The following is a 23,305-nucleotide window of genomic DNA, read 5'->3' as shown; positions in this document are numbered from 1 at the left end:
GGCTCGGCGGCCGGCGCGGCGGGCGGCGGTGTCGCCGGCGCCGGCGGAGCTTCGGTCGTCTCCGTACCCGAGGCCCAGGCCACCCCGTCGAAGCCATAGAGCACCAGGTTGCGGTCATCCTGGATGATCAGCCGGACATCCTTGGCGCCCTTGGTGTCGGTGTGCCAGACCGGCTTGTCGGGTGTGTAGAGCACGAAGTTGCCGTCCTCCTGCACCTCGGCCCGGACCACGTTCTGGCCGTTGGTCTCCGTGGACCACACTGCGGTGTCGCCGCTGTAGAGCACCAGGTTGCCGTCGTCCTGCAGGACCACGCGGTAGGCCCCGTTCTTGGACGTCAGCGACTCCCCCTGTGCGAGCTTCCCGCCCTTCTGAAGTCTGTCGCTCATGTCGCTCTCCCCTTTCGACAGTTGATGTGCCGAGCCTAACGACCGTGGGGGCTGCGGTGTCCGGTTCTGCTCGCCCGAAGCAGAACAATCGGCGAACATCGGGTGCGAGCGGTCAGGAGTCGAAGCCCAGACCCAGCTTGTCCAGGGTCTTCAACAGCACATTGCGTTTGCCCGCGGAGTGGTCGGCACGATCCAGCGACCACCGGGTGGCCTGAATCCCGGCGCTGGCAACCGGTTCCGGCGGGAACGGCAGCGGCCGCTTGCGGACCATCTCCAACTCGGTGCGCGGTGTCGGTGACCCGTCGAGCAGATCCAGGCAGACGTCGGCCGCGAACCGGGTGGCTCCGACCCCGAGCCCGGTGAATCCGTTGACGTAAGCGACCCGGCCACGGTGCGCGGTCCCCCAGTGCGCACAGAATCGGGTGTTGGTGTCGATGGCGCCCGCCCAGCGGTGGCTGAACCGGATGTCGTCGAGTTGCGGGAAGGTGATGAAGAAATGCTCGGCCAGCTTGCGGTAGGTCTGCTGCCGGTCCTCGTACACCGCATCCACCCGGCGCCCGAAGTAGTAGACGGCGTCATACCCGCCCCACACCACGCGGTTGTCGTCGGTGAGCCGGTAGTAGTGGAACTGGTTCGCGCAGTCCCCGACGCCCTGCCGGTTCCGCCAGCCGATCCGGTCGAGCTGGTCGTCTGTCAGTGGCTCGGTCGCCAGCACATAGTCATATACCGGCACTGTGTACCAACGGTTTCGGCGCACCAGGCTCGGATACACGTTGGTCGCCAGCACCACCTGTTTGGCGTTCACCACCGCCGTCTCGGCGCCGACCCGCACACCGCTGCCCGACGACTGCACCGAGACCGCCCGGGTGTGCTCGTGGATGTGCACGCCGGCCTCCCGGCAGGCCCGCGCCAGCTCGACCGCGAGCTTGGCCGGGTGCACGATCGCACAGGTGTCGGGCTCGAACAGTCCCGCCCGGTAGGTCGGTGACGCGACCTCCGCACGCACCTGCTCCTGATCCAGGAACCGGCCCTCCCCCGCGGCCGCGGACTCGGCTAGCCAGTCGACCTGATGTGGTTCGGTGGCCACCGACAACATGCCGGTCCGCTGCCATTCCGCGTCCAGGTCGAGCCGCTCGATATCGGCGGCCATACCGTCGAGGTTCTCCAGGCCCATCGCCTGCAGGGTGTCGAACTCGTCGGCCCAGCGCGACTTTCCGTTCTCGGCGCCATGGGTCAGGCTGGCGTCGACGAACCCGCCGTTGCGCCCGGACGCCGCCCAGCCGATCCGGTTCGCCTCGATCAGCACGATCTTGCGGTCCGGGTTGCGCTCGGCGGCGTGCAGGGCCGCCCACAGGCCGGTGTAGCCGCCGCCGATCACCAGCAGGTCGCAGCTCACCGCCCCGGTCAGCGCGGGATGCTCGGGCCGCTGGATGTCGAGCCACATCGGCGCGAACGTGCTTGCGGCAAGCGAACGTTCGACGAGCGCGGGGTCGACGTGGGCGTCGAAAACGGTCTTCACATCATGAGACTACGGGGTCCGCCCGTGTTTGCGAGCAGACTTCAGCCCGCGCTGCTGGACACCGAGCGCGCGGCCTCGCGCGGTGCCCAACCGGGCGGCCCGAACGCGTAGCCGAACCTGTCCCGCCAGCGCTTTGCGGCCCGGACATCCCGGCCGATCGCCACGTATTCGTGGGTCTGCACTTTCCAGATGTTGAAGGTGTCGACCTGTTTGGTCAGCCCATAGTGCGGCCGGAACAACTCGTCCTGGTAGGTCCCGAAGATCCTGTCCCACAGGATGAAGATGCCCGCGTAGTTCTTGTCCAGATACTCGGGATCCATGCCGTGGTGCACCCGGTGATGCGACGGGGTGTTGAACACGAATTCGACCGGCCGCCAGAGCCGGTCGATCCGCTCGGTGTGCACCCAGAACTGGTAGATCAGGTTGACCGAGAAGCTCGCGAACACCATCCACGGCGGAACCCCGAGCAGCGGCAGCGGAATCCACATCAGGATCTCACCGCTGTTGTTCCACTTCTGCCGTAGCGCGGTGGCGAAGTTGAAGTATTGACTGGAGTGGTGGGCCTGATGTGTCGCCCAGATGAGGCGGACCCGGTGCGCGGTGCGGTGATACGCGTAGAACAGCAGATCCACCCCGACGAGCGCGATCACCCAGGTGTACCACTGGTCCGAGGGTAGATGCCACGGTGCCACGTAGGCGAAGATCGCGGCATAACCCAAGAGCGCCAACAGTTTCCAACCGGCGGTGGTGGCCACCGAGACCAGGCCCATGGACAGGCTCGCCCACGCGTCGCGGCGATGATAGGACCCGGCCGGACTGCGGTCGGCGGGCTCGAGGTCGGCGAGCTTGCGTGCCGCGGTCCACTCCAGCACCAACAGCAGCAGGAAGAACGGGATGGCGAACAGCACCGGGTCGCGCATCTGCGGGGGCAGCGCGTCGAGCACCCCCAGCAACGCGTCCATGGCGGTGAGCCTAACTTCTTCGGTCGGCCGCTGAGGCCGGTCTGCGGACAACCAGAACGGTCATCGGAAACTCAGCACTTCGGCGCCCCAGGTGGCGCGCTGCACGTGGTCGGGATCGTCGGCCAGCACGTCATCAGCGCCGATCAGCAGGGTGGCCCGATCGTCGGCGCGGTACGGGCGCCAGACCGGATCGCCCGGTCCCGCCGCCGGCTCGTGGCCCGCGGCGAAGCTGGTCCAGCGGGCCCGCATACGGCGCGAGACCGCCTTACCGGTCGCCAGGCCGCCCAGCTTGAAGGTCGGGTCCTTCGGTCCGGCAACCAGATTGCCCCACACATAGGGCAACTCGGTGGCGTGCGCACCGCCCAGCCGCAGCGCCCGCAACATCGGGGTGGCCCAGTCGAATCGGTACATGTAGACCGGCGCGACCTGGCTGTGCCCCTCGGCGAACCAGATCGACGGCATCCGGAAGCCGACGTCGCGGGCCACGCCCATCCCCGGCTTCTTTCCCCGGCCGCGGTACACGGCGCCGATCTCCGACTGGCTCGGGATCTGCACACCCGGCTGCTCGGCGGCGATGGCGGTGAACATGTCCGTGATCGCCTGCGGGGTGATCGGCAGCAGAGGCGACCTCATCCAGCGGAACAGCGCCGCCTCATGCTCGTTGGTCCCGATGATCAGCGGTACCGGCAGCGTGCGCCCGGCGCGCGCCAACTGCACCGGGTAGTCGGGCACCAGGTCCCCGTCCATGATCGGCACGAACGCCAGGGTCCCGGGGGCACGCGCCGGGACATCGTTGAACAGATGCTTGGAGGCCGCCACCAGAGCGGTGACCGGCAGGTTCGGCAGCTGCCCGGCGTCGCGGTCCGACAGGCCGAGTTCGGTGAGGAACTCACTCGCGATCCGCCGCCCGCGGGCCTGGTCGTACACCGAGGTGACCGGTGAACTCTGGGCGATGGCGCGGTGGAACAGCCCGGCGGCCGCCGGGCTGCCCAGCAGGGTGGTGACGATGCCGCCGCCGGCGGATTCGCCGAACAGCGTGACACGGTCGGGGTCGCCGCCGAAGCCGGCGATGTTGTCGTGCACCCATTGCAGCGCGAACAGCACATCGCGCAGGCCGTTGTTGGTGTCGAAGGCATCCCCGAACGAGGACAGGTCGAGGAAGCCGAACACGCCGAGCCGGTAGTTGACCGTCACCACGACGACGTCGTCGCCGACGGCCAGTTCCCTGCCGTGATAGAGCGGCTGTGCGCCCGAGCCCAGCACATAGGCGCCGCCGTGCACCCAGACCAGCACCGGCTTTCCCCGGCTGGGCTCGCTCCGGCTGGATGACCCGTCGCCGGCCGGCACCCAGACGTTCAGCGTCAGGCAGTCCTCACCCTGCGGGGCCCCCAGGTCCAGCGGGATCCGCGGGTCTGTCGGTTGCGGACACACCGGGCCCACGGCGGTGGCGTCGGCCGGCTCGGTCCAGCGCGCCGGAGGTTGCGGGGCCCGCCAGCGCAGGTCGCCGGTCGGCGGCGCGGCGTAGCGGATGCCCAGCCACGCCGAGACGACGCCGTCGCTGATGCCGCGCACGGGTCCGTTGCTGGTGTCGACGATGAGCGGGTCGTTCATGTTCTGTCCTACCTTCCGTTGTTCCACGGTACGCATGCGTTCCAGCGGGTGTGCAGACCTGGCGGAAGTACATACATTCGTGCTGCTCAGAACCCTCGGCGCGGGACGGCGGCGACCGTACCGTCGTGCGCCATGGCCATCGATATCGCTGAAACCACCTCCTCGATCCCACTGCTGAATACCCCCGAAGCGGCCCTCGCCGCAGCCGCCGCGGTGGCGGCCGAGCTGGCCGTCGGCGCCGCCGAACGCGAGCGCACCGACACCTCGCTGCTGCCGCAGCTTCGGCTGGTCGCCGAGGCCGGACTGCTCGCTGTTCCGGTTCCCGCCGCGCACGGCGGGCCCGGCCTGCCCGCCTCGGTCCAGGTCGAGGTGCTGCGCCGGCTCTCCCGCGGTGACGGTGCCCTCGGCCAGTTGCTGCTGGCCCATTTCGTGGTGTCCCAGGCGATCGGCGGACTCGGCGTCGACCAGCAGCCCGCGCCGCGCATCTACGGCGACGTCCTGGCCGGCGGCCAGCTCGGCAATGCCACCGCCGAACGGGGTACTGCCAGCGCGCTGGACCGCAAGACCAGCATCACCCGCCGCGAGGACGGCCGCTGGGAACTCAACGGCGTGAAGTACTACGCCACCGGCACATTGGGCGCCCAGTGGATCGCGGTGGCCGCGGCCATCACCGACAAGCCGGGCGAGACGGCCACCGTCTTCATCCGGCCGGATCAGCCGGGCGTCACCCTGGATCTGGAGAAGTGGTCGGCATTCGGGCAGCGCGGGACCAAAAGTGGTGAGGTCCGGCTCGACGCCGTGGTGGTCGACGACGATCTGGTCATCGAGGAGGGGCCCGCCCCCGACCCGGTGGACGGCCCGCCCAGCGTGCTCGGCGCCTATGACCAGGCTCTGCACGCCGCGATCGACATCGGCATCGCGCGCGCCGCGCTGGAGGACGGCGCCGAGTTCGTGCGCACCAGGTCCCGGCCGTGGAAGGAAGCACTCAACGCCGGTATCGAACGCGCCGACCAGGAACCCCACATCGTGCGTCGCTTCGGTGAGCTGACGGCCCGGCTGTACGCGCTGGAGGCGCTGCTGGCCCGCGGCGCGTCGCTGGTCGACGAGGGTCAGGCCGCCGAGGAGCTGTCCCGGGATGCGGCGGCCGAGGCCAGCCTCACCGTCGCCGCGGCCAAGGCGCTGGCACAGGAGTTCGGCGTCGAGATCGCCAGTGGCATCTTCGAACTCACCGGCACATCGGGCACCGACGGCGAGGTGAACCTGGACCGGCACTGGCGCAATGTGCGCACCCATTCCTTGCACGATCCGGCCCGCTGGAAGTACGTGCACCTGGGCAACCACACTCTGCACGGCACCCGCCCGCCGCGTCTCGGTCTGGTCCTCTAGAAAGGCGAATCATGGGATACCAGAACAGTTTCTACCTGACCGGCAGCATCAACCAGCCGACCGTCGAGGAGGCGTTCCGGTTCGTCGGGACCCGTCTGCAACCCGCGGTGAAGCGGGTGCCCGACGGGGAGCCCGGCGAGCGCGCCAACTGGGTACTGACCCAGACCCCGCACTTCCTGGAGAACCCGACGCTGGATGTGGTGGACAAGGACGGCCGCGCGCTGGCGCGGCTGAAACCCGGCACCACCGGCGCCGACGTCCGGTTCCCCGCCTTCGATTACGCCGATCACGCGATCGCCTCGTACGCGCTGTTCCGCGCCGCCCGCGAACGCGGTGAGCTGGCACCGGATTCGAAGTTCCTGGTGTCGATCCCGACGCCGTTCAACGCGGTCAACTTCTTCGTCGAGTTCGAGTCACAGGTCGAGGTGGCCCGCGCCTACGAGGTGCCACTGCGCGACAGTGTCGAGGCCATCCAGTCCGCGATCCCCCACGAGGATCTGGTGATCCAGTGGGATCTCCCGGTCGAAGACGCCACCGTCGAAGGCTGGTTTCCCAACCCGTACAGGGATTTCGAGGAGATCTACGAGGTGACCGCGCGCCCAGCCTCCTGGGTGCACGACGACGTCGAACTGACCTTCCACCTCTGCTACGGCGATTCCAAGTTCGGGGCGTCCCCGTTCATGGGTGACCCACCGGACGACGAAGCCGCCGCGCGTGGCGGACGGCACATCTACCCACGCGACGCGTCGACGATCGTGGCGGTGTCCAACGGTCTGTCCCGGCATGTCCCCCGCCGCATCGACGCCATCCAGGCAGCCACGGTGACGGCCTGGAACCGGTTGGCGCACTGGCAGCCGTTGGCGAACCTGGCCATCGAGCCGGACACCGAGTTCTACCTCGGGCTGCTGCACGCCGAGGACGGCGCCGCCGGCGCCCGGTACCGGGCGGCGCTGGCCGCCAAGTTCCTTCCGGAGTTCGGTATCTCGACCGAGTGCGGGCTGGGCAGACATTCCGCCGAGCAACTCGATCAGGTGGTGTCCGCGGTCGACGAACTGTTCGAGGCCCGGCAGACCGCGCTGGCCTGATCGCGGCTAGGCTGCCGCGATGCGTAAGTGGGTGCTGCTGAGCGCGGCGATCGCCACCGAAGTCACCGGCACCCTGTCCCTGCGGGCATCCCAGGACCACTCCGCCTGGCTGGCCGTCGTGGTGGTCGGGTATGTCTCGTCCTTCATCTTGATGGCGGCGGTGCTGCGCGCCGGCATGCCGGTCGGCGTGGCCTATGGCATCTGGGGCGCCATCGGCACCGCGGTCACCGCGGCCGCCGCGTCGGTGATCTTCGGTGAGGCCTTCACCTGGTCCCTGGCGGGCGGTATCGCGCTGATCATCGCCGGGGTGCTGCTCGTCGAGTTCGGTTCGCACGAACGCGCACCGGAGGTGCCCGCATGATGTGGCTGGCGCTGGCCGGGGCGATCGGCATGGAGGTGCTGGCGACGCTGTCCCTGCGCGCCTCCGACGGATTCCGCCGCCGGAAATGGATCGTGCCGGTGGCCGCCGGCTATCTCGTGTCCTTCTATCTGTTGTGGCTGTCGCTGTCGCTCGGCATGCCGGTCGGGGTCGCCTACGGCATCTGGACCGCGTGCGGGGTGGCGCTGGTGGCCGTCGCCGCGCGATTCCTGTTCCGCGATCCGTTGACCTGGCGGATGCTGGCCGGGATCGGGTTGATCATCGCCGGGGTCCTCACGATCGAGATGGGTGGCGTCCACTGAGCACACCGGGGAAGCAGGCGAGCAACGCAACCAGCACCCCCGCCGCCGGAACCAGCAGCAGCCCGGCCCGCAGCCCGGCGGCGTCGGCGATCAATCCCACCACCGGCGGGGACGCCACGAATCCCAGGCGCATCAACCAGGCCACCGCGGTCAGCCCCGTCCCGGGACGCAAACCCGGTAACCGGTCGGCGCCGTGCATGGCTGCCGGTACCAGGGTGGCGACCCCCAGGCCCACCGCGGCGAATCCCGCGATGGTGCCCGGCACGCTCGGAAAGGCCAGCGCCGCACCCATCCCGGCGGCGATGACCAGACCGCCGGACAGCGTCACGGCGCGTTCGCCGAACCGGTCCACCAGTCGGTCGCCGGTCAGCCTGCCGATGAACATGCACCCCATCAGCGCCACGTAGCCGAGCACCGCGACCGCCCCCGGCGCCCCGACACCGTCCCGCATGTAGAGCGTGGCCCAGGTGCTGCCGGCATCCTCGATCACCGCGCCGGCGATGGCCATCGCGATCAGCGCCGCCAGCACGGCGTAGACGGCATAACCCGCCCGCAAGACCGTCCCGGTCTCCTGCGTGCCGTCCTCGACACGGTCGGGCCCGGGCAGCAGGAACGGATACGCGGTGAGCGCCACCGCCGCGAAGAGCGCCGCCGAGATCGCCAGATGTGTTCCCCGGTCGATGTGCAGGGCGATGGCCCCCGCTCCCATCAGCCCGCCCAGAATCGCGCCGGCCGCCCACACCGCATGCAGGGAGTTGATGATGGAGCGCCCGTAGCGCTGCTGGACCCGCAGACCGTGCGCGTTCTGGGCCACATCGGTGACCGCATCGCAGGCCCCGCCGAGGAAGAGGGCGGCCGCCAGCACGATCGGGCCGCCGGCATAGCCGGCAACCACCAGCAGCAGAGCCAACAGCACCGTCGAGCTCACCGCGGCGCGGGCCGAACCGAACCGGCGGATGACCACGCCCGCGGCGAGTCCGGCGACCAGCGCACCGGCCGGGAAGGCCGCCGCGACGGCACCGTAGGCGGCATTGGTCAGCGCCAGATCGGTCTTGATCTCGGGATACCGGGGCAACAGGTTCGCGAACACCGCTCCGTTGGTGAGGAACAGGGCGCTCACCGCGATCCTGGCCCGCCGGTCCTGCACGGGGTCGATCCGTCCGGAAACCATGCCCGCCGACAGTACTGGTCGCTGGGCGGACAGCGATGCGCCGACGGATCCGGCAAGATTGCGGGCATGACCGAACTGGCCGATCTCGCACAGCTGTACGGGGTGGCGACCGATTTCATCGACTGGCGCGGGCGCAGCGTCCCGGTCCCGGAGCACACCCTGGTCGGCGTGCTGGCGTCGCTCGGCGTGCCGGCGGGCAGCCCGGCCGAACGCGACGAGGCCCGCCGCAACCACGAGCGTGAGCACTGGGGTTTCACCCTGCCCCCGACCGTCGTCGCCCGCTCCGGCACCGCGTCCTTTTTTTGGGTGCACGTCACCCACGGCGACCCGGTCGGATTGTGGATCCGGCTGGAGGACGGCTCGGTGCGCGCCGGGCTTCGGCAGCTCGAAAACAACCGGCCGCCATTCGATTTGGACGGCAGGCTGATCGGCGAGGCCACCTTCGAACTCCCTGCGGATCTACCTCCGGGATACCACCGGTTGCACGCCCAGACCGGTCAGCTCGACATCAGCACCACCCTGATCGTCTCCCCCGCCACACTGGCCGCGCCGGCCACCCGGCAGTGGGGCCTGGCCGCTCAGCTGTACAGTGTCACGTCCGATAATTCCTGGGGCACAGGCGATCTCACCGACCTGACCGATCTTGCGGTGTGGTCGGCGGCCCGGCACGGCGCGGGCTTCATCCTGGTCAACCCACTGCACGCCGCCGCCCCGGTCGCACCGATGGAACCCTCGCCCTACCTGCCGACCTCCCGACGGTTCGTCAACCCGCTCTATCTGCGTGTCGAGTCGGTCCCCGAATACGTCCATCTGCGCAAGCGTGGGCCGCTGCGCAAGGCGCGCGCCGACCTCGCCGCCCGCGCGCGCCGGCAGGACGGGATCGACCGTGACGCCGCCTGGAAGGTCAAGAGAGCCGCGCTCAAGCAGCTGTACCGGGTGCCGCGCTCGGCGGGCCGCGAGCTCGCCTACGCCGCCTTCCGGGACCGCGAGGGACGCAGCCTCGACGACTTCGCCACCTGGTGCGCGCTGGCCGAGGTGCACGGCGCCGACTGGCACGGCTGGCCTCAGCCGCTGACCCATCCGGACGGTCCCGCGGTCGCGGAGTTCGCCGCCACACATGCCGAGGCCGTGGACTTCCACCGCTGGCTGCAGTGGCTGCTCGACGACCAGTTGACCGCCGCCCAGGCCACCGCGATCCAGGCCGGGATGTCGCTGGGCATCATGCACGACCTGGCTGTCGGGGTGGACCCCGACGGCGCCGATGCGTGGGCGCTGCAGGACGTGCTCGCGCTCGGGGTCAGCGCCGGGGCGCCGCCGGACGAGTACAACCAACTCGGCCAGAACTGGTCGCAGCCCCCGTGGCGCCCCGATCAGCTGCAGAAGTCCGGGTACGCACCGTTCCGCGCGCTGGTCGCCGCGGTGCTGCGGCACGCCGGCGGCGTCCGCATCGACCACATCATCGGGCTGTTCCGGCTGTGGTGGATCCCCGAAGGCGCCCCGCCGACCGAGGGCACCTACGTGCGCTACGACCACGACGCGCTGATCGGCATCGTGGCATTGGAGGCCATGCGCGCCGGTGCGGTCGTGGTCGGTGAGGATCTCGGCACTGTCGAGCCGTGGGTGCGGGACTACCTGAGCGATCGCGGACTGTTCGGCACCTCCATCCTGTGGTTCGAGCGGGACCGCGAGTGGGGGCAGCCGGACAAGCCGCTGCCCGCCGAACGGTGGCGGGAGGCCTGCCTGTCCTCGGTGACCACCCACGATCTGCCGCCGACGGCCGGATATCTGGCCGGCGAGCACATCCGGCTCCGGGAGGAACTGGGTCTGCTGACCCGGCCGGCCGAGGAGGAACTGGCCGCCGACCGCGCCGAGCAGGCGGCCTGGCTGGCGGAGCTGCAACGRCTCGGGCTGGTCGGCGCGGACCCCGATATCGACGAGATCGTCCGCGGCCTGTACGCCTTCCTGGGCCGGACCCCATCCAAGCTGCTGGCTCTGGCACTGCCCGACGCGGTGGGAGATGTCCGCGCCCAGAATCAGCCGGGCACCACCGATGAATACCCGAACTGGCGGGTGCCGCTGGCCGGGCCGGACGGCCGCCGGCTGCGGATCGAGGACATCTTCGGCGATCCACGGGCCAACGCGCTGGCTGAAGTAATGAAATCCCAGGTACGGACGATGGAGACGTGACTGGAGTTTCTACAGGTGTGGTTCTGCGATATGTTCGCAGCGCACCGCGACACCCGGAGGGCACGTGAACAAGAAACTGATCGCGTTAGGGCTCGGCACCAGCGCCGCAGCACTGGCGGCTCTGATCACGGCCGGCACCGCCAGCTCGGATCCCGCTGCGGAAAGCCCCTACAACGTCGTGGGCGAACCCTACGGCCGCGCGGTCCAGATCCTGGCCGGCGCCGGTATGAAGGCCACCTTCGGCGGTGCCGTCGGCAGCGACATGCAGCAGAGCCTGTGCGTCGTGGAGAAGCAGAAGTTCACCAGCAACGGGCGCGTGCAGCTGATGCTGAACTGCACTCAGGCGGCCTTCGACGAGGCCGGGCTGAACAGGTCGAGCGGTTCGGGTCCCGGCGGGCGCACCATCGGCGCCAACGGCATCACCACCGTGACGCCCACTCCGGTGCCGCCTCCCGGGGCAGGGGTTCCGACCTCGCCCGCACCCGTGCCTCCGCCGGTGGGCTGAGTCCACGCTTTAGTATTCGCCCATGCCATTGGCAGCTGGGACCGACTTTGCCGGGTATTCCGTTGTCCGCTGCCTGGGTACCGGGGGGATGGGTGAGGTCTACCTCGCCCAGCATCCCCGCCTCCCCCGCCAGGACGCGCTGAAGGTTCTGCGCGCCGGGGTCTCGGCCGATGACGAGTACCGGCAGCGGTTCGAACGCGAAGCCGATATCGCCGCGACGCTGTGGCATCCCCACATCGTCGGCGTGCACGACCGTGGTGAACACGACGGCCAGCTGTGGATCGCGATGGACTACGTGCCCGGCACCGATACCGCCCGGTTCGTGCGGGAGCATCACCCCAAAGGTCTGCCCGCACAGCACGTCGGCGAGATCGTCAGCGCGGTGGCCGATGCGCTGGACTATGCGCATCAGCGCGGTCTGCTGCACCGCGACGTCAAACCCGCCAACATCCTGCTCTCCGACACGCAGTCCGCGGGTCACCGGATCCTGCTGGCCGACTTCGGCATTGCCCGGTGGTCCGATGACGTCAGCGGACTGACGGCCACCAACATGACGGTCGGCACGGTGTCCTATGCCGCGCCCGAACAACTGATGGGCAACACGGTGGACGGCCGTGCCGATCAGTACGCGCTGGCCGCCACCGCCTACGAACTGCTCACCGGCAGGCCGCCGTTCCAGAACTCCAACCCGGCGGTGGTCATCAGCCAGCACCTGTCGGCGCTGCCGCCGGCCATCGGGGATCACCGCCCCGAGTTGGCGCACCTGGACCCGGTGTTCGCCAAGGCGCTGGCCAAGGACCCCGCCGACAGGTTCGACCGGTGCGCCGATTTCGCGCGGGCGCTCGTCCATCAGCTCGAAGGCGACACGCTCGGGCTGACCCAGACCGCCGCAGCGAGCGCACCGGGGGCGCAGGCCGGTCGGTCACGCGCCACGATGGCGATCATGGCCGTACTCGCGGTGTTGCTGTGCGTTGCCGTGGCGGCGGCCGTCTTCGAGCTCAACCGCGCCGACGACGAGGAGCGCCCCACCGCCGCGCCGACACCGTCGTCGACCGCCCGTCCCGCAGCGCCGGTGCCATCCGCGGCACCGTCCACCACGGCACCGGTCACCACGACGCCGGGCACCGCGGCCGCGACGACTCCGCCGGTGGTCATCGGCGCCGACTGCCTGCCGGAGGGCAGCACCGCGGTCACCGCCTCGGGTGCGTCGGCCTATTGCTCATCGATCCAGGACACCGACGCCACCGTCTGGTCGCTGACGCCCGGCGCGGTGCCGATCCCGACGGTGACGACCGATCCCGCCGAGGAACCGTTGCCGGCCGCCGAGGAACCGCCGGTGCGGGTGTGCATGCAGCAGACCGGACAGACCCGCCGGGAGTGCCGTGAGCAGATCCTCCGGAGCAACGGGATGCCGTGAGCTACTCGCGGTGACCCAACTCCTGCAGCAGTAGATCCAGTAGCGGCCGTTGGCCTTTCAGCAGCTTTTCGCGCGCCTCTACCACCCCGAACCAGCCGACCCGGTCCAGTTCCGGATACTCCCGGAACTTCCCGGACCCTCGGGGCCATTCCAGGGTGAACGTGTTGCTGACCGCGTCGCAGATGTCCAGATCGGCCTCGACCGCGAACACCGTGACCACCTTGCCGCTGGGCTGCCGCAGCGGTGCGAACGCAATGGGCGGACCCTCCGGTGGTGCCAGGCCGACCTCCTCGGCGAACTCCCGCCGGGCCGCCGCCCACGGGTCCTCGGTGTCGTCGTATTCGCCCTTGGGGATGGTCCACGCCCCGTCGTCCTTGCGGGCCCAGAACGGACCTCCCGGATGGCCGATGAGCACCTCGGGAATGCCTTCGATGATGCGGTACACCAACAACCCTGCGCTCAATCGCGGCATACCGCAGGTTAATACGTCGTGAACGTCACATGTCAAGCGTTGTGCGCCCGCGGAATTTAGCGCCACCGCCGCCGGTTGAACACGGCATAGCACCGAAAGAAGGCAGTAGTCCATGAGGGCAAGAGGTTTCAGCACCCAGCGCGCACGCGCACACATCGGTACCGCGCTCGGAGTAGCGCTGGCAGGTCTGTCGATCGGACTCGCCACCCCCGCATCCGCCGCCCCGGAAGGGCCGGATTACCTCGACGAAACCCCGGTTGAGCAGGAAAGTCAGGGCAGTGTCGTGATCGTCGACCGGTTGGGTCCGGTTCAGTTGAACCGGAGCAGGGTCTCGGGTGTCGGACCCGGACTCGCTCCGCTGGAGCTGAACAGGTCCATCCTTCTCCTCGACGCCGGCTGACCACACGGTGTGGCCCAGCACACACCGCACCGCACGGAACCCGTTCTGCCCATTACAGTCTGCACCGTGGCCGACCACCGGTACCGCAGATACGTGGCTGTGGGCGACAGTCAAACCGAAGGACTCTGGGACGTCGATGATTCGGGAACCCTGATCGGGTTCGCCGACCGGTTGGCCCGGATGATCGACGCGCATTACCCAGGGCTCGGCTACGCCAATCTCGCCGTCCGCGGTAAGCGGGTGCGCGATGTGCTGGACGTGCAGCTGCCACAAGCCCTGTCGATGCAGCCGGACCTCATCACCGTCTGCGTCGGGATGAACGACGTGACCCGTCCGGGCCGCAAGTTCCGGCAGGCACTCGAAGATCTCGACGAATTACACCGACAACTGGCGTCTTCGGGCGCCACCGTCGTGACGACGACGTTCCCCGACATCACCCGCATCCTGCCGGCCGGGCGGCTACTGGTGTCGCGGGTGCTGGAGATCAACGATGTCATCCGCACCGCGGCGGCCGACCACGACTTCCGGCTCGTCGATCTGTACTACGCGGAATCCATGACCGACCCCGACGTGTGGAGCCCGGACCGGGTGCAYGGTTCACGCAGCGGTCATCTGCTCTTCGCCGCGGCGGCCGCCGAGGCACTGGGTTTGCCTGGCAGCAACCATGATTGGGCGCTGGCCGGGGCGGGTGTCACAGAACACCAGGCTTTCCGGTCACGCATGTACTCACAGCTGCTGTGGACGCAGAACATGTTCATGCCGTGGATCTGGCGGCATCTGCGCGGGCGCGGCGCCGGGCACGGCCGGGTGCCGCGCCACCCCGAACTCGCCCCGGTGTCGGCGCGCACGGAAGCCCAATAACGCGCTGCTCGCTCAAAAGTCCGATGACGCGCTACGCACTCAGAAGCCCAGTACGTCGATCCCGAACACCTTGCCGTCACCGATGCCGGCGACCGCGGCCGGGCAGAACGCCGAGATCGCGAGTCCGGTGAACATGGTGGCCGGTCCCAGCGGCATGCCCGCGGAATCGGCGACCCTGGCGGCGACGTCGGCGACGTTCTGACCGGGTTCGGACAGCATCGGGCACACCGACTGCCCCAACGCGGCGTTGTCGACCATGTTCGGGGCGGTCACGCCCGCCTGGTCGACGGCGTTCAGGAAGCTGTCCGTGACGGAATCCGCGCCGGCCGGCGCGGCAACGGCCAGTGCGGCGGTCGCCGCGGTCATGGTGGACAGCAGGCAAAGCGAAATACGGCGCATGGGCGGCAATTCTACGGTGCTCAGATCCCGGCCCAGCCCGCGTCGATCTGCGCGGCCACATCGATGATCCTGGCCTGTCGTGCGCCCGGGCTGTCGATCTCGCCCACCACGTGCGCGGCGATGAAACGTTTGATCTCGGCGTCGACACCGGCGAGCACCCGCAGCGCCTCGGCCCGCAGCGTGCCCGAGGTCACGTGAATCGAGATGTCCTTGGAGCCCGGCTTGTCCACGTCGATGATCAGCAGCAGCGGGGTGGCCGCCCGCGCCGTCGCCTGCAGGGCGATCTCGCCGAACACCATGAAGCGCGGCCGGTCGATCCGCAGGTCGATCACCATGTTGATCTCCAGCGGGATACGGATGTCGAAGGTGATGGCCTGACCGACGTGCCGGGTCACCCGGGGCGCCTGGATGCGCACGCGGGCGGTGACCTTGGCGATCCCGCCGGGCCCTTGGGCCATCGGCCCCATCTCGAACTCGTCACCGGCGATCGCGCCGATCGCGTCCGCGACGCGCTTCTCGGAGACCGCGACCTCGAAGAAGCGGCGGCCGAACTCCTCGTAACTCAGGTCCTGCGGTGCGTTGTCGGCAGCAGACCCGGGGGAAGAACTGTCCATGGTGGATACCACCGTCTCATGTCACCGGGTCGCTGCGATCCCCCGCCTGCGCTTTGTCACCGGCCTCGACGAACAGTCGCAGCCGCTGCACCCGGGTCGGTCGCGATGCCACATCGGCGATCAGCACCGCGTCACCGCCGGGCCCGGTGACGCTCACGGCGACGTGCCGTCCCGCCACGACCGTGGTGCGTCGTCGCGTACCGGCCAGTGCCGCGACGAGTTCGGTCGGCTTGAGCCGGTCCTCGTCGCCCGAAGTGATGTCGGCGTCGGGCCCCAGCACCCGCTTCACCGCGACCTCGTTGCCTGCGCAGGCGTCGTCGATCAGCTGCGCGATGTGGCGTTTGCCGCGCACCCCGACGCCCACCGCCCCGGACATGAACCCGGCCGCCCCCGACGGCCCCTGGTTGGTCAGCAGTGCCCGGGTCAGCTGCAGTGCGGCAGGTACCGCGGCGGGGCCGTTGCGGGCGAACTGCCACGCCATCGCCGGTAGCTCCCAATACGCCTGCAACCGGGAGATGAGCAGTTCGTCGGGGCTCCCGGCCGATTGCACGTCGTAACGCAGGATCGCCGGGATGTGCATTGTCACCGCGGCACCCATCGACACCTCGAGCACCAGGTCACGCAGCACGGTGGCACCGCGCACGATGTCGATGCCGCGGTGGAAGGTGATGTCCCGCGGGCCGATGAAGGTGTTGTAGAACCGCTCGATCTCGGCATGCCCGACATGAGGTCGCGAACCGACCGGATCCTGGACCTTCCCGTCGCCGGTGAACAGCCCGACCCAGCCGGCCCGGTCGTGTGCACCGGCGGCTGCGGGCGAGCGCTCCACGGTTGCCAGAACCGCACCTCGTGTTATGGACATATCCTTGGGTACCACCCCTGCGTGAAGGAGGACGGCGATGAGCCAGAACGGGCCGTTCGGCATCGACCCAGAAGAGTTTGACAGGCTCGCCCGCGAAGCCGGCGAGGGGCTGCGCGACGCGCTGGACCGGTTCGGCAAGCGGGCGGGCTGGGCCACCCTGATCGATCAGTTCACCAGCCAGGCCCAGCCGGCCCGGCCCGAGACCACCGGTGACACCRGCGACGGGGTGTGGGCGATCTACAGCGTCGATGCCGCGGGCGGCGCCCGCATCGAAGAGGTCTACCCGAGCGAGCTGGACGCGCTGCGGGCCAACAAGAACAACACCGATCCGTCCCGCCGCGTGCGTTTCCTGCCCTACGGGATCGCGGTCAGTGTGCTCGACGCGCCCGAATAGCCCCGCGCTGAGCGTCGACACCATTAAACTTTGCCGCGGTACGGGCACGACCTGGCAAAGGGTGGGACATGATTCGTGAATTGACGGTTGCTGTATCGATCGCGGCCGCCGCGCTGAGCTTTGCCGCGCCTGCCGCAGCCGATGACGAGTCGGGCCGCTACCCGACCGATGTGCCCGGAATGAACTATCACGCCGCGCTCGGTGCGCCGTGCGACAACACTCAGCTGTTCACCTTCGGGCGCGGCCGCGGTGGTCAGGCGATGAAGTGCAGTTGGATTCCCAACCAGTGGCCGCCGGTGTACACCGGGTTCTGGACGATCTCCTATCCGCTGCACGGTGTGCAGGAGACGGGCGCTCCCTGCTCGGTGGCCAAGGGCGCAGCACAGACACCCGACGGTCGCCCGATGCTCTGCCTGGGCGCGCAGGGCTGGCAGCCCGGCGTACTGACCGGTGACGGGTTCTTCCCGGCCTGAGTCGGCGGCTCAGCTCTCGACCGGCACGAGGGAGCTCAGCGGACCGAATCGAGGTCCGGTGTCCCCGAGCTGTGACTGATGTGCCAGCAGCAGCCCGTGATCGGCCAGCTCCACCTGATGCGCCCGCCGCTGTGATTCCCAGCGCTCGAGCGCGTCGGCTCGTCCGCCGCGGGCGGACCCGAGGGCGTCGGCCAGCGCAGCCGCGTCACCGAATGCCTTGGACGTCCCGGACGCGGTATGTGGCCGCACGGTGCCCGCGGCGTCGCCGATGAGAACAACACATTCACCGAGCATCGGTCCTCCCGGCATGTCGTACACCGGCTGCATGAAGACCGTCGAATGCCCGACCAGTTCGGTGAACTGCGGCGGCAGCACAGTGCCCGCCAACGCGCCGAGCCACGCGGTCGTCTCCTCGGTCAGTTCCCCGGCCGGCACGAAATAGTYGTAACGGCGCCCCGTCCGTCCGGTGAGCAGTCCGGCAAGTGCCGGTTCCTCGACGTTGACGTACCAGACCCAGTTCACCCGCCGGTTCCCCGGCGTGGTGTCACCGTCGGCCCCGGGCACCAGGTAGCAGAGCAGCTGCAGGCCGGGGACACCGAACAGCGTGAACCGCTCGGCGAGCAGGTCGATCAGATCCCGGGGCAGACCGGCCTCGGGTTCCAGACCCCGGAACGCGACATAGCCCGAAAAGCGTGGCACCCCCGCCACATCCATCGATGTGCGCACCGCCGAACCCACCCCGTCGGCGCCGACGACGAGGGACGAACGCACGTGGTGGCCGCCGAAATCGGCGGTCACACCGCCGTCGTCGATCGCTGCCGAGGTGAACGTGCTGTCGAGTTGGTAGGCGCCGTCGGGCAGCGCACGGCGCAGCGTGTCGAAAAGGGTGTCCCAGGACGTCATCCATTGCGGCGCGCGGTAACGGGTGAGGCTGCCATCGCGGTGCAGCTGCTGGCGTTCCTGCAGCAGCACACTCACCGCGGACACCGGGTGGCCGAGCCGCCCGAGTAGGTCCGCGACCTCGGGCTGCATGACGATGCCGGCGCCGCGCGGCTGGGTGCGATCCTTGGACCGCTCGTAGACCGTGACGTCGGCGCCGATCGCGCGCAATTCGTGCGCCGCTGCCAGCCCGCCGAGCGAGCCGCCCACGACGGTGATGGTGTCGAATGCCATGTCCGTAATCGTGGCACCGGCCGGCGCTGGTGTCGTTCCCGCTGTCAGCAGACTCGCTCTACCGGCTGGCCGGTAGAGCGACAACATTCCTGGGCTGAGACAGAAAGCTGACTGACCGATCTCGACCATACGCAGAGGTGGCCAATGTATGGTCTGTTGTCATGAGCGGCGTGACCTTCGACCTGTCCTCGGTATTCCGCACGGTGGCCGGCGCCATCGGCGACCAGACCTTTCTGGTCTGGCGGGATCGCCGATTCAATTATGCGGAATTCGACGCCCGGATCGACGGGTTTGCGCACTACTTGGCGTCGGCGGGGCTGGGCTGCCACACCGAGCGCGGCGCCCTCGACGGTCACGAGTCCGGGCAGGACCATCTCGGCATCTATCTGCGCAACGGCAACGAGTACCTGGAGTCGATGATCGGCGCCTACCGCGCCCGGGTCGCGCCGTTCAACGTGAGCTACCGCTATGTCGAGGAAGAACTCGTCTACCTGCTCAATGATTCGAAGGCCCGTGCCCTGGTCTACAACGCGGAGTTCGCCCCGCGGGTGGCCGCGATCCATGAGCGCGTCCCGCATCTGCAGGTGCTGATCCAGGTTGCCGACGAGTCCGGCAACGACCTGCTGCCCGGCGCCGTGGACTACGAGACGATCCTGGGCACCCCGGCACCGGCCGGCGGACTTCCGGCCGCATCCGGCGATGACCTCTACATCCTGTACACCGGCGGTACCACCGGCATGCCCAAGGGCGTGCTGTGGCGCCAGCACGACATCTTCCTGTCCTCGATGGGCGGCCGGCCGTTCGGCAGCGATCAGGCACTGGCCTCCTACGAGGAACTCGCCGAGAAGGCCCGCGCCGGCGGCGGGGCGATGTCGATGCTGATGATCCCCCCGTTCATGCACGGCGCCGCGCAGTGGGCGGCGTACAACGCGATCACCATGGGCGGGCGCCTGGTCATACCCGACGATGTGGAACGGTTGCGTCCCGCCGAGGTCTTGCGACTCGCCGAACGTGAACGGGTCCTGACCATTCCGGTCGTCGGTGATGCGGTGGCCCGGCCCCTCGTCGAAGAGATCGAGAAGGGCGACTACGACCTGTCCGGGCTCTTCACCATCACCAACGGCGGTGCCGCGCTCTCACCGACGGTGCGCGAGCGCATCTTGAGCGCCCTCCCGCACGTGATGCTGCTCGACGCCGTCGGCGCCTCGGAATCCGGCGCGCAGCTGAGCACCTTCTCCACCGCCGGCGGCGCGACGACCGCGGCCGTGTTCGACGCCCAGTCCGATACCGCGGTGGTCGCCGAGGACTTCAGCCGGGTGCTGACACCGGGCGAGGGCGGCGGCTGGCTGGCGCGCCGCGATCTGATCCCGCTGGGCTATCTCGGCGACCCGGACAAGACGGCCCGCACCTTCCCCACCATCGACGGGGTGCGCTGGTCGGTTCCGGGTGACCGGGCAAATGTCCTGGAGGACGGACGGATTCATCTGCTGGGCCGCGATTCGGTCACCATCAACTCCGGCGGCGAGAAGATCTTCGTCGAGGAGGTGGAGCGCGCCATCGCCGCGCACCCGGCCGTCTATGACGTCGTGGTGGTGGGCAGGCCATCCGAACGCTGGGGCTCCGAGGTGGTGGCGGTCGTGCAACTCGCCGAGGGCGCCAGTGCCGACGACGAGGACCTGGCCGCGGTGTGCGGGCAGTCGGTGGCGCGGTACAAGATCCCGAAAGCCTTTGTCCGCCATCCCAAAATCGTGCGCTCACCAGCAGGCAAGGCCGACTACCGGTGGGCCAAGGCGGTGGCCGCCGGAGAGAGCGTGCCGGCGAGCTGATCGCGGGCCGTCTTTCGCGCCGGCACCGCCACACTCAGCCCGCGGGCACCCAGTTTCCGTGGAAGCCGGCGGGCACCCGGTGCGGCAGTTTGACCGCGGCCATCGGTTCCAGCGTCCGGGCATCCACGATCGCCAGCTCACTGCGGTCGGTCGGCCGGTCGTAGACGTAGCCCATCAGCACGCCGTCATCCTCGTCGGCATCCGGAGCGGCCGGGTGAAAGACGAACTCCCCCAGCGACTTGTCCACGCCGAAGGACCGTGCCTGGCTGCTCCCGCCGACGAAGTCGTGCTTGAGCAGCGTGCCGGTCCCACCGGTACCCTCGCCGACCGCGGGCGCGTAACCGTAGCGGTGCCGCTTACCGACGAGCCGCTCATCGACGCGCGGGAACTCCTGTCCGCGATCGTCGATCCGCGACTCACGCACCTTGCCGTCGGCGAGGTCTACCGTCCAGCGATCCAGCGTCGGCAGACCCTCGTTCGGCCCGAGGTGGTCGGTGTCGAACATCTTCGGGTGCCGGATCACGTCGAGCACAACCGTCTCGCGGTCGTCGTAGGCGTTCATCGGGTGAAAGACGTAGCACGGCTCCACGTCGAACCAGCGCACGTCGGCGCTGCCGCCGTCCCGCGGCATCACCCCGACCCGGGCGGGGTAGCGCGGGTTCCACGAGTAGGGGAACCGGCGGTCGGCGCTCATCCCGGACGGCGTCCTCGCGCTGATCGGGTCGGGGATGCGGACGCGACCGATCAACGCGGACAACAGGAGCCGCGCCGGCAGCCGAAGCCCGCGGGGCACCGTCATCTCCGCGGCCTGGCGGCCGTCGAAGGTGACCGGTAGGTCGTAGAAGACGACGTGTCGCTCCGTCAGCGAGAAGTCGTGCATCATCGGGCTGCCCGTGACCTCGATGTCGACGGTGCGTCGCGCCCGGCCGTCGACGCCGATCACCGAGTACTGCACGGTGTTACCGCGATACATGTTGTAGGACACCGCATGTAGTTCACCGGTGTCCGGGTCGCGCTTGGGGTGTGCGGTGTAGCCACCCGTGATCGTGCCGTCGAAGTCGCAGGGTCCCACCGTGTCGAGCTCATCGGTCAGCTCGTAGTTCGCGACGCCGCCCTCGACCAGTGCCACCGTCTTGCCGGCATGTCCGATCACGTTGGTGTTGGCACCGAGCGCGGAGATCCCGGTGTGCCCGGTGCGCCGCTCCTCACCGAGCATGCGGGCTACGTGCGGGCTGCGGACCCACCGGTTCCGGTACCACTCGGCCTTGCCGTCGCGGATACGCAGACCGTGCACCATGCCGTCGCCGATGAACCAGTGGTATAGCTCGGGATCGATCTCCCCGATCGGGTTCGGGCCGTTGCGCAGGTAGCGGCCGTCCAAGAAGTCGGGGATCGTGCCGGACACGTCGAGGTCGGTCAGCGTGACCTCCTCGTCGATCGGCGCGAACGGTCCCTCGAGGTAGCGGTTGGTCATGTCAAGACCTCCATAACGGCGTTATTGATTCCCCCGTTATAACAGCGTTATGGCAGGATCGCAAGAGTGAGTGATGTCAGGGAACGGTTGATCGAGGGTGGTATGCGAATACTCGAGCGCGACGGGTTGCAGGCACTGAGCGTCCGCAGCCTTGCCGCCGAGGTGGGAACCTCGACGATGGCCGTGTACACCCACTTCGGCGGGATGACCGGCGTCATCGACGCGCTGGCCGACGAGGCGTTCGCGCGGTTCACCCGGGTCTTGACCGATGCCGAGCAGACCGACGATCCGGTCCGCGACTTCTTCGTCATGGGTGCGGCCTACCGAGCATTCGCTCTCGCGAACCCGCAGCGTTACCAGCTGATCTTCGGCACCACGTCTCCGGCGTCGGTGGTCGGTCAGCGCACCGACGTCACCAGCACCGGAAGTGCCAACGATCGTGCCGAGCAGGCGGAATCCTTTGAGGCACTGCGACATGCCGTTCGCCGGATGATCGCATCGGGCCGCATCCGCGACGACGGTGAACTGAATGTCGCGGGCCGGCTCTGGAGCCTCGTTCACGGCGCGGTGATGCTCGAGCTGGCCGGCTTCTTCGGTCACGAGGGCCACGGCCTCACGCATGTCCTCGCACCGTTGACGGTCGATTGCGTCGTCGGGATGGGCGACGCACGGGCCGACACGGTCCAGTCACTTGCCTCGGCCGGCGAGGTGCTCGCCCGCTCGCGCTGACGCGTCGCACCGCCGCCTCCGGCGGTGCGGCGCCAACTAGGCGAAGTACCTTCGGATCCCGCCCAGCATCGCGGCGTGCGCGGCGACCGCCTGCCGCGCGGTGTACCCGGTCAGCGGCCACGGCGCGCTGATGCTCAGCCGCTCGGTCAACCGGGTGCCCTCGTCGACCTCGTCGAAAGACACCCTGCCGCGCAACCGCACCCGCGGAAACTGCCGAGCCTCGGTCCAGACCTCGCCCACGACCGGCACATGCAACGTCGCGGTATAGGTGACCGGTAAGCTGCTGCGGCCGAATGGGATTCGGTCCTGCACCCGATAATCCGACACATAGCCGTCGGGTCCGACGGTGCGCGCGGTGCGCTGCACGGCGACGATCAGCGGGTGCAGCGCACGGAGGTTGTCGAGGTCGACGTAGAAGTCGCGGACGACGTCCGGCGCGGCCGGAATGACTTCACTGATCGTGCGCTGAGCACTCACCCGAGTGTGGCGCTGACGTAGACGACGTCACCGAACGACGACAGCCCCTCGGCCGACGGCGGCAGCCCGTAGTCGGCGAACAGTTCCGAGCCTTTTCGCAGCGCAGTTGCCCAGCCCCGGCCGGCCAGGTAGCTGGCCGCCTCGGTCCGCTCACCGGCGTAGAACAGTTCCGCCACGTCCACCTCGTCCCCGAGGTCCATGCCCTTGGCCTGCCATTCCTGCTGGGTGGCGCGCATACGTT

The 23,305-nt window shown here is 69.0% G+C and carries 24 protein-coding genes and 2 pseudogenes; 13 read left to right on the top strand and 13 right to left on the bottom strand.

Annotated features, from left to right (window positions below; genetic code table 11):
- From AC1DTF_RS27945 to AC1DTF_RS27930, 4 genes and pseudogenes are all read right to left on the bottom strand, one after another.
- A pseudogene (locus tag AC1DTF_RS27945) lies at window positions 1-386 on the bottom strand (LysM peptidoglycan-binding domain-containing protein); the annotation flags it as partial.
- Window positions 387-498: 112 nt separating this feature from the next.
- Window positions 499-1,905 carry an NAD(P)/FAD-dependent oxidoreductase gene (locus AC1DTF_RS27940; protein WP_477476422.1) on the bottom strand — a complete coding sequence of 469 codons (1,407 nt, stop codon included), beginning with the start codon at window positions 1,903-1,905 and terminating at the stop codon, window positions 499-501.
- A gap of 41 nt (window positions 1,906-1,946) precedes the next feature.
- A complete protein-coding gene (locus tag AC1DTF_RS27935; protein WP_477476421.1) occupies window positions 1,947-2,867 on the bottom strand; it encodes a sterol desaturase family protein in 921 nt (306 codons plus the stop codon).
- Between the two features lie 60 nt (window positions 2,868-2,927).
- Window positions 2,928-4,478 (bottom strand): carboxylesterase/lipase family protein, encoded by a 1,551-nt coding sequence (locus tag AC1DTF_RS27930; RefSeq protein WP_477476420.1) that lies wholly within the window; start codon window positions 4,476-4,478, stop codon window positions 2,928-2,930.
- Between the two features lie 132 nt (window positions 4,479-4,610).
- Here AC1DTF_RS27930 and AC1DTF_RS27925 point away from each other — a divergent pair, with 132 nt between their 5' ends.
- Genes AC1DTF_RS27925 through AC1DTF_RS27910 form a run of 4 tightly spaced genes read left to right on the top strand, consistent with a single transcriptional unit; the run spans window position 4,611 to window position 7,630 of the window.
- The gene (locus tag AC1DTF_RS27925) at window positions 4,611-5,864 is read left to right on the top strand and encodes an acyl-CoA dehydrogenase family protein (protein ID WP_477476419.1); all 1,254 of its coding nucleotides are present in this window, start codon (window positions 4,611-4,613) and stop codon (window positions 5,862-5,864) included.
- 11 nt (window positions 5,865-5,875) lie between these two features.
- Complete coding sequence (locus AC1DTF_RS27920) at window positions 5,876-6,949, top strand: hypothetical protein (RefSeq protein ID WP_477476418.1); 1,074 nt, start codon at window positions 5,876-5,878, stop codon at window positions 6,947-6,949.
- A gap of 19 nt (window positions 6,950-6,968) precedes the next feature.
- The gene (locus AC1DTF_RS27915; protein WP_057166093.1) at window positions 6,969-7,310 is read left to right on the top strand and encodes a DMT family transporter; all 342 of its coding nucleotides are present in this window, start codon (window positions 6,969-6,971) and stop codon (window positions 7,308-7,310) included.
- Complete coding sequence (locus AC1DTF_RS27910) at window positions 7,310-7,630, top strand: DMT family transporter (protein WP_057166094.1); 321 nt, start codon at window positions 7,310-7,312, stop codon at window positions 7,628-7,630. The genes AC1DTF_RS27915 and AC1DTF_RS27910 overlap by 1 nt, the downstream gene beginning before the upstream one ends.
- On the opposite strand, the gene AC1DTF_RS27905 is transcribed toward AC1DTF_RS27910, so the two are convergent.
- Complete coding sequence (locus AC1DTF_RS27905) at window positions 7,602-8,801, bottom strand: MFS transporter (RefSeq protein ID WP_057166095.1); 1,200 nt, start codon at window positions 8,799-8,801, stop codon at window positions 7,602-7,604. The genes AC1DTF_RS27910 and AC1DTF_RS27905 overlap by 29 nt on opposite strands.
- Before the next feature lie 66 nt (window positions 8,802-8,867).
- On the opposite strand from AC1DTF_RS27905, the gene malQ reads away from it, so the two are divergent.
- The 3 genes from malQ to AC1DTF_RS27890 all read left to right on the top strand — a co-directional run bounded on the left by malQ (window position 8,868) and on the right by AC1DTF_RS27890 (window position 12,910).
- On the top strand, window positions 8,868-10,988 hold the full coding sequence (gene malQ, locus AC1DTF_RS27900; RefSeq protein WP_477476417.1) for a 4-alpha-glucanotransferase: 2,121 nt from the start codon (window positions 8,868-8,870) through the stop codon (window positions 10,986-10,988).
- A 64-nt stretch (window positions 10,989-11,052) separates the two neighbouring features.
- The gene (locus AC1DTF_RS27895) at window positions 11,053-11,493 is read left to right on the top strand and encodes a hypothetical protein (protein WP_057166097.1); all 441 of its coding nucleotides are present in this window, start codon (window positions 11,053-11,055) and stop codon (window positions 11,491-11,493) included.
- Window positions 11,494-11,515: 22 nt separating this feature from the next.
- Complete coding sequence (locus tag AC1DTF_RS27890) at window positions 11,516-12,910, top strand: serine/threonine-protein kinase (protein ID WP_477476416.1); 1,395 nt, start codon at window positions 11,516-11,518, stop codon at window positions 12,908-12,910.
- A 1-nt stretch (window position 12,911) separates the two neighbouring features.
- Here the strand turns inward: AC1DTF_RS27890 and AC1DTF_RS27885 are convergent, their stop codons facing one another.
- Window positions 12,912-13,382, bottom strand: coding sequence for an NUDIX hydrolase (locus tag AC1DTF_RS27885; protein WP_477476415.1), 471 nt, complete (start codon window positions 13,380-13,382; stop codon window positions 12,912-12,914).
- Window positions 13,383-13,494: 112 nt separating this feature from the next.
- Between AC1DTF_RS27885 and AC1DTF_RS27880 the strand changes: the two genes are divergently transcribed.
- Both AC1DTF_RS27880 and AC1DTF_RS27875 read left to right on the top strand, forming a co-directional pair.
- A complete protein-coding gene (locus AC1DTF_RS27880) occupies window positions 13,495-13,782 on the top strand; it encodes a hypothetical protein (protein WP_477476414.1) in 288 nt (95 codons plus the stop codon).
- Window positions 13,783-13,848: 66 nt separating this feature from the next.
- The gene (locus AC1DTF_RS27875; RefSeq protein WP_477476413.1) at window positions 13,849-14,643 is read left to right on the top strand and encodes an SGNH/GDSL hydrolase family protein; all 795 of its coding nucleotides are present in this window, start codon (window positions 13,849-13,851) and stop codon (window positions 14,641-14,643) included.
- 39 nt (window positions 14,644-14,682) lie between these two features.
- Here AC1DTF_RS27875 and AC1DTF_RS27870 read toward each other — a convergent pair whose 3' ends face one another.
- From AC1DTF_RS27870 to AC1DTF_RS27860, 3 genes are read right to left on the bottom strand one after another with little or no spacing between them, the layout of a single operon-like run.
- Window positions 14,683-15,042: a DUF732 domain-containing protein gene (locus AC1DTF_RS27870; RefSeq protein WP_057166102.1), complete on the bottom strand. Its 360-nt coding sequence runs from the start codon at window positions 15,040-15,042 to the stop codon at window positions 14,683-14,685.
- 20 nt (window positions 15,043-15,062) lie between these two features.
- The gene (locus tag AC1DTF_RS27865) at window positions 15,063-15,656 is read right to left on the bottom strand and encodes a hypothetical protein (RefSeq protein ID WP_057166103.1); all 594 of its coding nucleotides are present in this window, start codon (window positions 15,654-15,656) and stop codon (window positions 15,063-15,065) included.
- A gap of 16 nt (window positions 15,657-15,672) precedes the next feature.
- Window positions 15,673-16,518: a ketosteroid isomerase family protein gene (locus tag AC1DTF_RS27860; protein WP_057166104.1), complete on the bottom strand. Its 846-nt coding sequence runs from the start codon at window positions 16,516-16,518 to the stop codon at window positions 15,673-15,675.
- 37 nt (window positions 16,519-16,555) lie between these two features.
- Here AC1DTF_RS27860 and AC1DTF_RS27855 point away from each other — a divergent pair, with 37 nt between their 5' ends.
- On the top strand, window positions 16,556-16,912 hold the full coding sequence (locus AC1DTF_RS27855; protein ID WP_477476412.1) for a hypothetical protein: 357 nt from the start codon (window positions 16,556-16,558) through the stop codon (window positions 16,910-16,912).
- A 68-nt stretch (window positions 16,913-16,980) separates the two neighbouring features.
- A complete protein-coding gene (locus tag AC1DTF_RS27850) occupies window positions 16,981-17,385 on the top strand; it encodes a hypothetical protein (RefSeq protein WP_057166106.1) in 405 nt (134 codons plus the stop codon).
- A 9-nt stretch (window positions 17,386-17,394) separates the two neighbouring features.
- Here AC1DTF_RS27850 and AC1DTF_RS27845 read toward each other — a convergent pair whose 3' ends face one another.
- Complete coding sequence (locus AC1DTF_RS27845; RefSeq protein ID WP_477476411.1) at window positions 17,395-18,558, bottom strand: FAD binding domain-containing protein; 1,164 nt, start codon at window positions 18,556-18,558, stop codon at window positions 17,395-17,397.
- Window positions 18,559-18,719: 161 nt separating this feature from the next.
- Between AC1DTF_RS27845 and AC1DTF_RS27840 the strand changes: the two genes are divergently transcribed.
- Window positions 18,720-20,384: an acyl-CoA synthetase gene (locus tag AC1DTF_RS27840; RefSeq protein WP_477476410.1), complete on the top strand. Its 1,665-nt coding sequence runs from the start codon at window positions 18,720-18,722 to the stop codon at window positions 20,382-20,384.
- Between the two features lie 34 nt (window positions 20,385-20,418).
- Here the strand turns inward: AC1DTF_RS27840 and AC1DTF_RS27835 are convergent, their stop codons facing one another.
- Window positions 20,419-21,858 (bottom strand): carotenoid oxygenase family protein, encoded by a 1,440-nt coding sequence (locus tag AC1DTF_RS27835; protein ID WP_477476409.1) that lies wholly within the window; start codon window positions 21,856-21,858, stop codon window positions 20,419-20,421.
- 66 nt (window positions 21,859-21,924) lie between these two features.
- Here AC1DTF_RS27835 and AC1DTF_RS27830 point away from each other — a divergent pair, with 66 nt between their 5' ends.
- Window positions 21,925-22,587 carry a TetR/AcrR family transcriptional regulator gene (locus tag AC1DTF_RS27830; protein WP_235570826.1) on the top strand — a complete coding sequence of 221 codons (663 nt, stop codon included), beginning with the start codon at window positions 21,925-21,927 and terminating at the stop codon, window positions 22,585-22,587.
- A 36-nt stretch (window positions 22,588-22,623) separates the two neighbouring features.
- On the opposite strand, the gene AC1DTF_RS27825 is transcribed toward AC1DTF_RS27830, so the two are convergent.
- Together AC1DTF_RS27825 and AC1DTF_RS27820 are read right to left on the bottom strand one after the other, a co-directional pair.
- Window positions 22,624-23,064, bottom strand: coding sequence for an SRPBCC family protein (locus AC1DTF_RS27825; protein WP_477476408.1), 441 nt, complete (start codon window positions 23,062-23,064; stop codon window positions 22,624-22,626).
- Window positions 23,061-23,305 (bottom strand): annotated as a pseudogene (locus AC1DTF_RS27820) (SAM-dependent methyltransferase); the annotation flags it as partial. The pseudogene AC1DTF_RS27820 and the gene AC1DTF_RS27825, both read right to left, overlap by 4 nt.

It is taken from the genome of Mycobacterium sp. P4_H6, from assembly GCF_056400845.1.
This window is presented reverse-complemented; position numbering and strand designations above follow the sequence as displayed.

Excerpts from the sequence above, each read along its gene's own strand:
- AC1DTF_RS27935 (WP_477476421.1), bottom strand. The coding sequence starts at position 2,867 with ATGGACGCGTTGCTGGGGGTGCTCGACGCGCTGCCCCCGCAGATGCGC.
- AC1DTF_RS27930 (WP_477476420.1), bottom strand. The coding sequence starts at position 4,478 with ATGAACGACCCGCTCATCGTCGACACCAGCAACGGACCCGTGCGCGGC.
- AC1DTF_RS27925 (WP_477476419.1), top strand. The coding sequence starts at position 4,611 with ATGGCCATCGATATCGCTGAAACCACCTCCTCGATCCCACTGCTGAAT.
- AC1DTF_RS27920 (WP_477476418.1), top strand. The coding sequence starts at position 5,876 with ATGGGATACCAGAACAGTTTCTACCTGACCGGCAGCATCAACCAGCCG.
- AC1DTF_RS27915 (WP_057166093.1), top strand. The coding sequence starts at position 6,969 with ATGCGTAAGTGGGTGCTGCTGAGCGCGGCGATCGCCACCGAAGTCACC.
- AC1DTF_RS27910 (WP_057166094.1), top strand. The coding sequence starts at position 7,310 with ATGTGGCTGGCGCTGGCCGGGGCGATCGGCATGGAGGTGCTGGCGACG.
- AC1DTF_RS27905 (WP_057166095.1), bottom strand. The coding sequence starts at position 8,801 with ATGGTTTCCGGACGGATCGACCCCGTGCAGGACCGGCGGGCCAGGATC.
- AC1DTF_RS27890 (WP_477476416.1), top strand. The coding sequence starts at position 11,516 with ATGCCATTGGCAGCTGGGACCGACTTTGCCGGGTATTCCGTTGTCCGC.
- AC1DTF_RS27885 (WP_477476415.1), bottom strand. The coding sequence starts at position 13,382 with ATGCCGCGATTGAGCGCAGGGTTGTTGGTGTACCGCATCATCGAAGGC.
- AC1DTF_RS27880 (WP_477476414.1), top strand. The coding sequence starts at position 13,495 with ATGAGGGCAAGAGGTTTCAGCACCCAGCGCGCACGCGCACACATCGGT.
- AC1DTF_RS27870 (WP_057166102.1), bottom strand. The coding sequence starts at position 15,042 with ATGCGCCGTATTTCGCTTTGCCTGCTGTCCACCATGACCGCGGCGACC.
- AC1DTF_RS27865 (WP_057166103.1), bottom strand. The coding sequence starts at position 15,656 with ATGGACAGTTCTTCCCCCGGGTCTGCTGCCGACAACGCACCGCAGGAC.
- AC1DTF_RS27860 (WP_057166104.1), bottom strand. The coding sequence starts at position 16,518 with ATGTCCATAACACGAGGTGCGGTTCTGGCAACCGTGGAGCGCTCGCCC.
- AC1DTF_RS27850 (WP_057166106.1), top strand. The coding sequence starts at position 16,981 with ATGATTCGTGAATTGACGGTTGCTGTATCGATCGCGGCCGCCGCGCTG.
- AC1DTF_RS27840 (WP_477476410.1), top strand. The coding sequence starts at position 18,720 with ATGAGCGGCGTGACCTTCGACCTGTCCTCGGTATTCCGCACGGTGGCC.
- AC1DTF_RS27835 (WP_477476409.1), bottom strand. The coding sequence starts at position 21,858 with ATGACCAACCGCTACCTCGAGGGACCGTTCGCGCCGATCGACGAGGAG.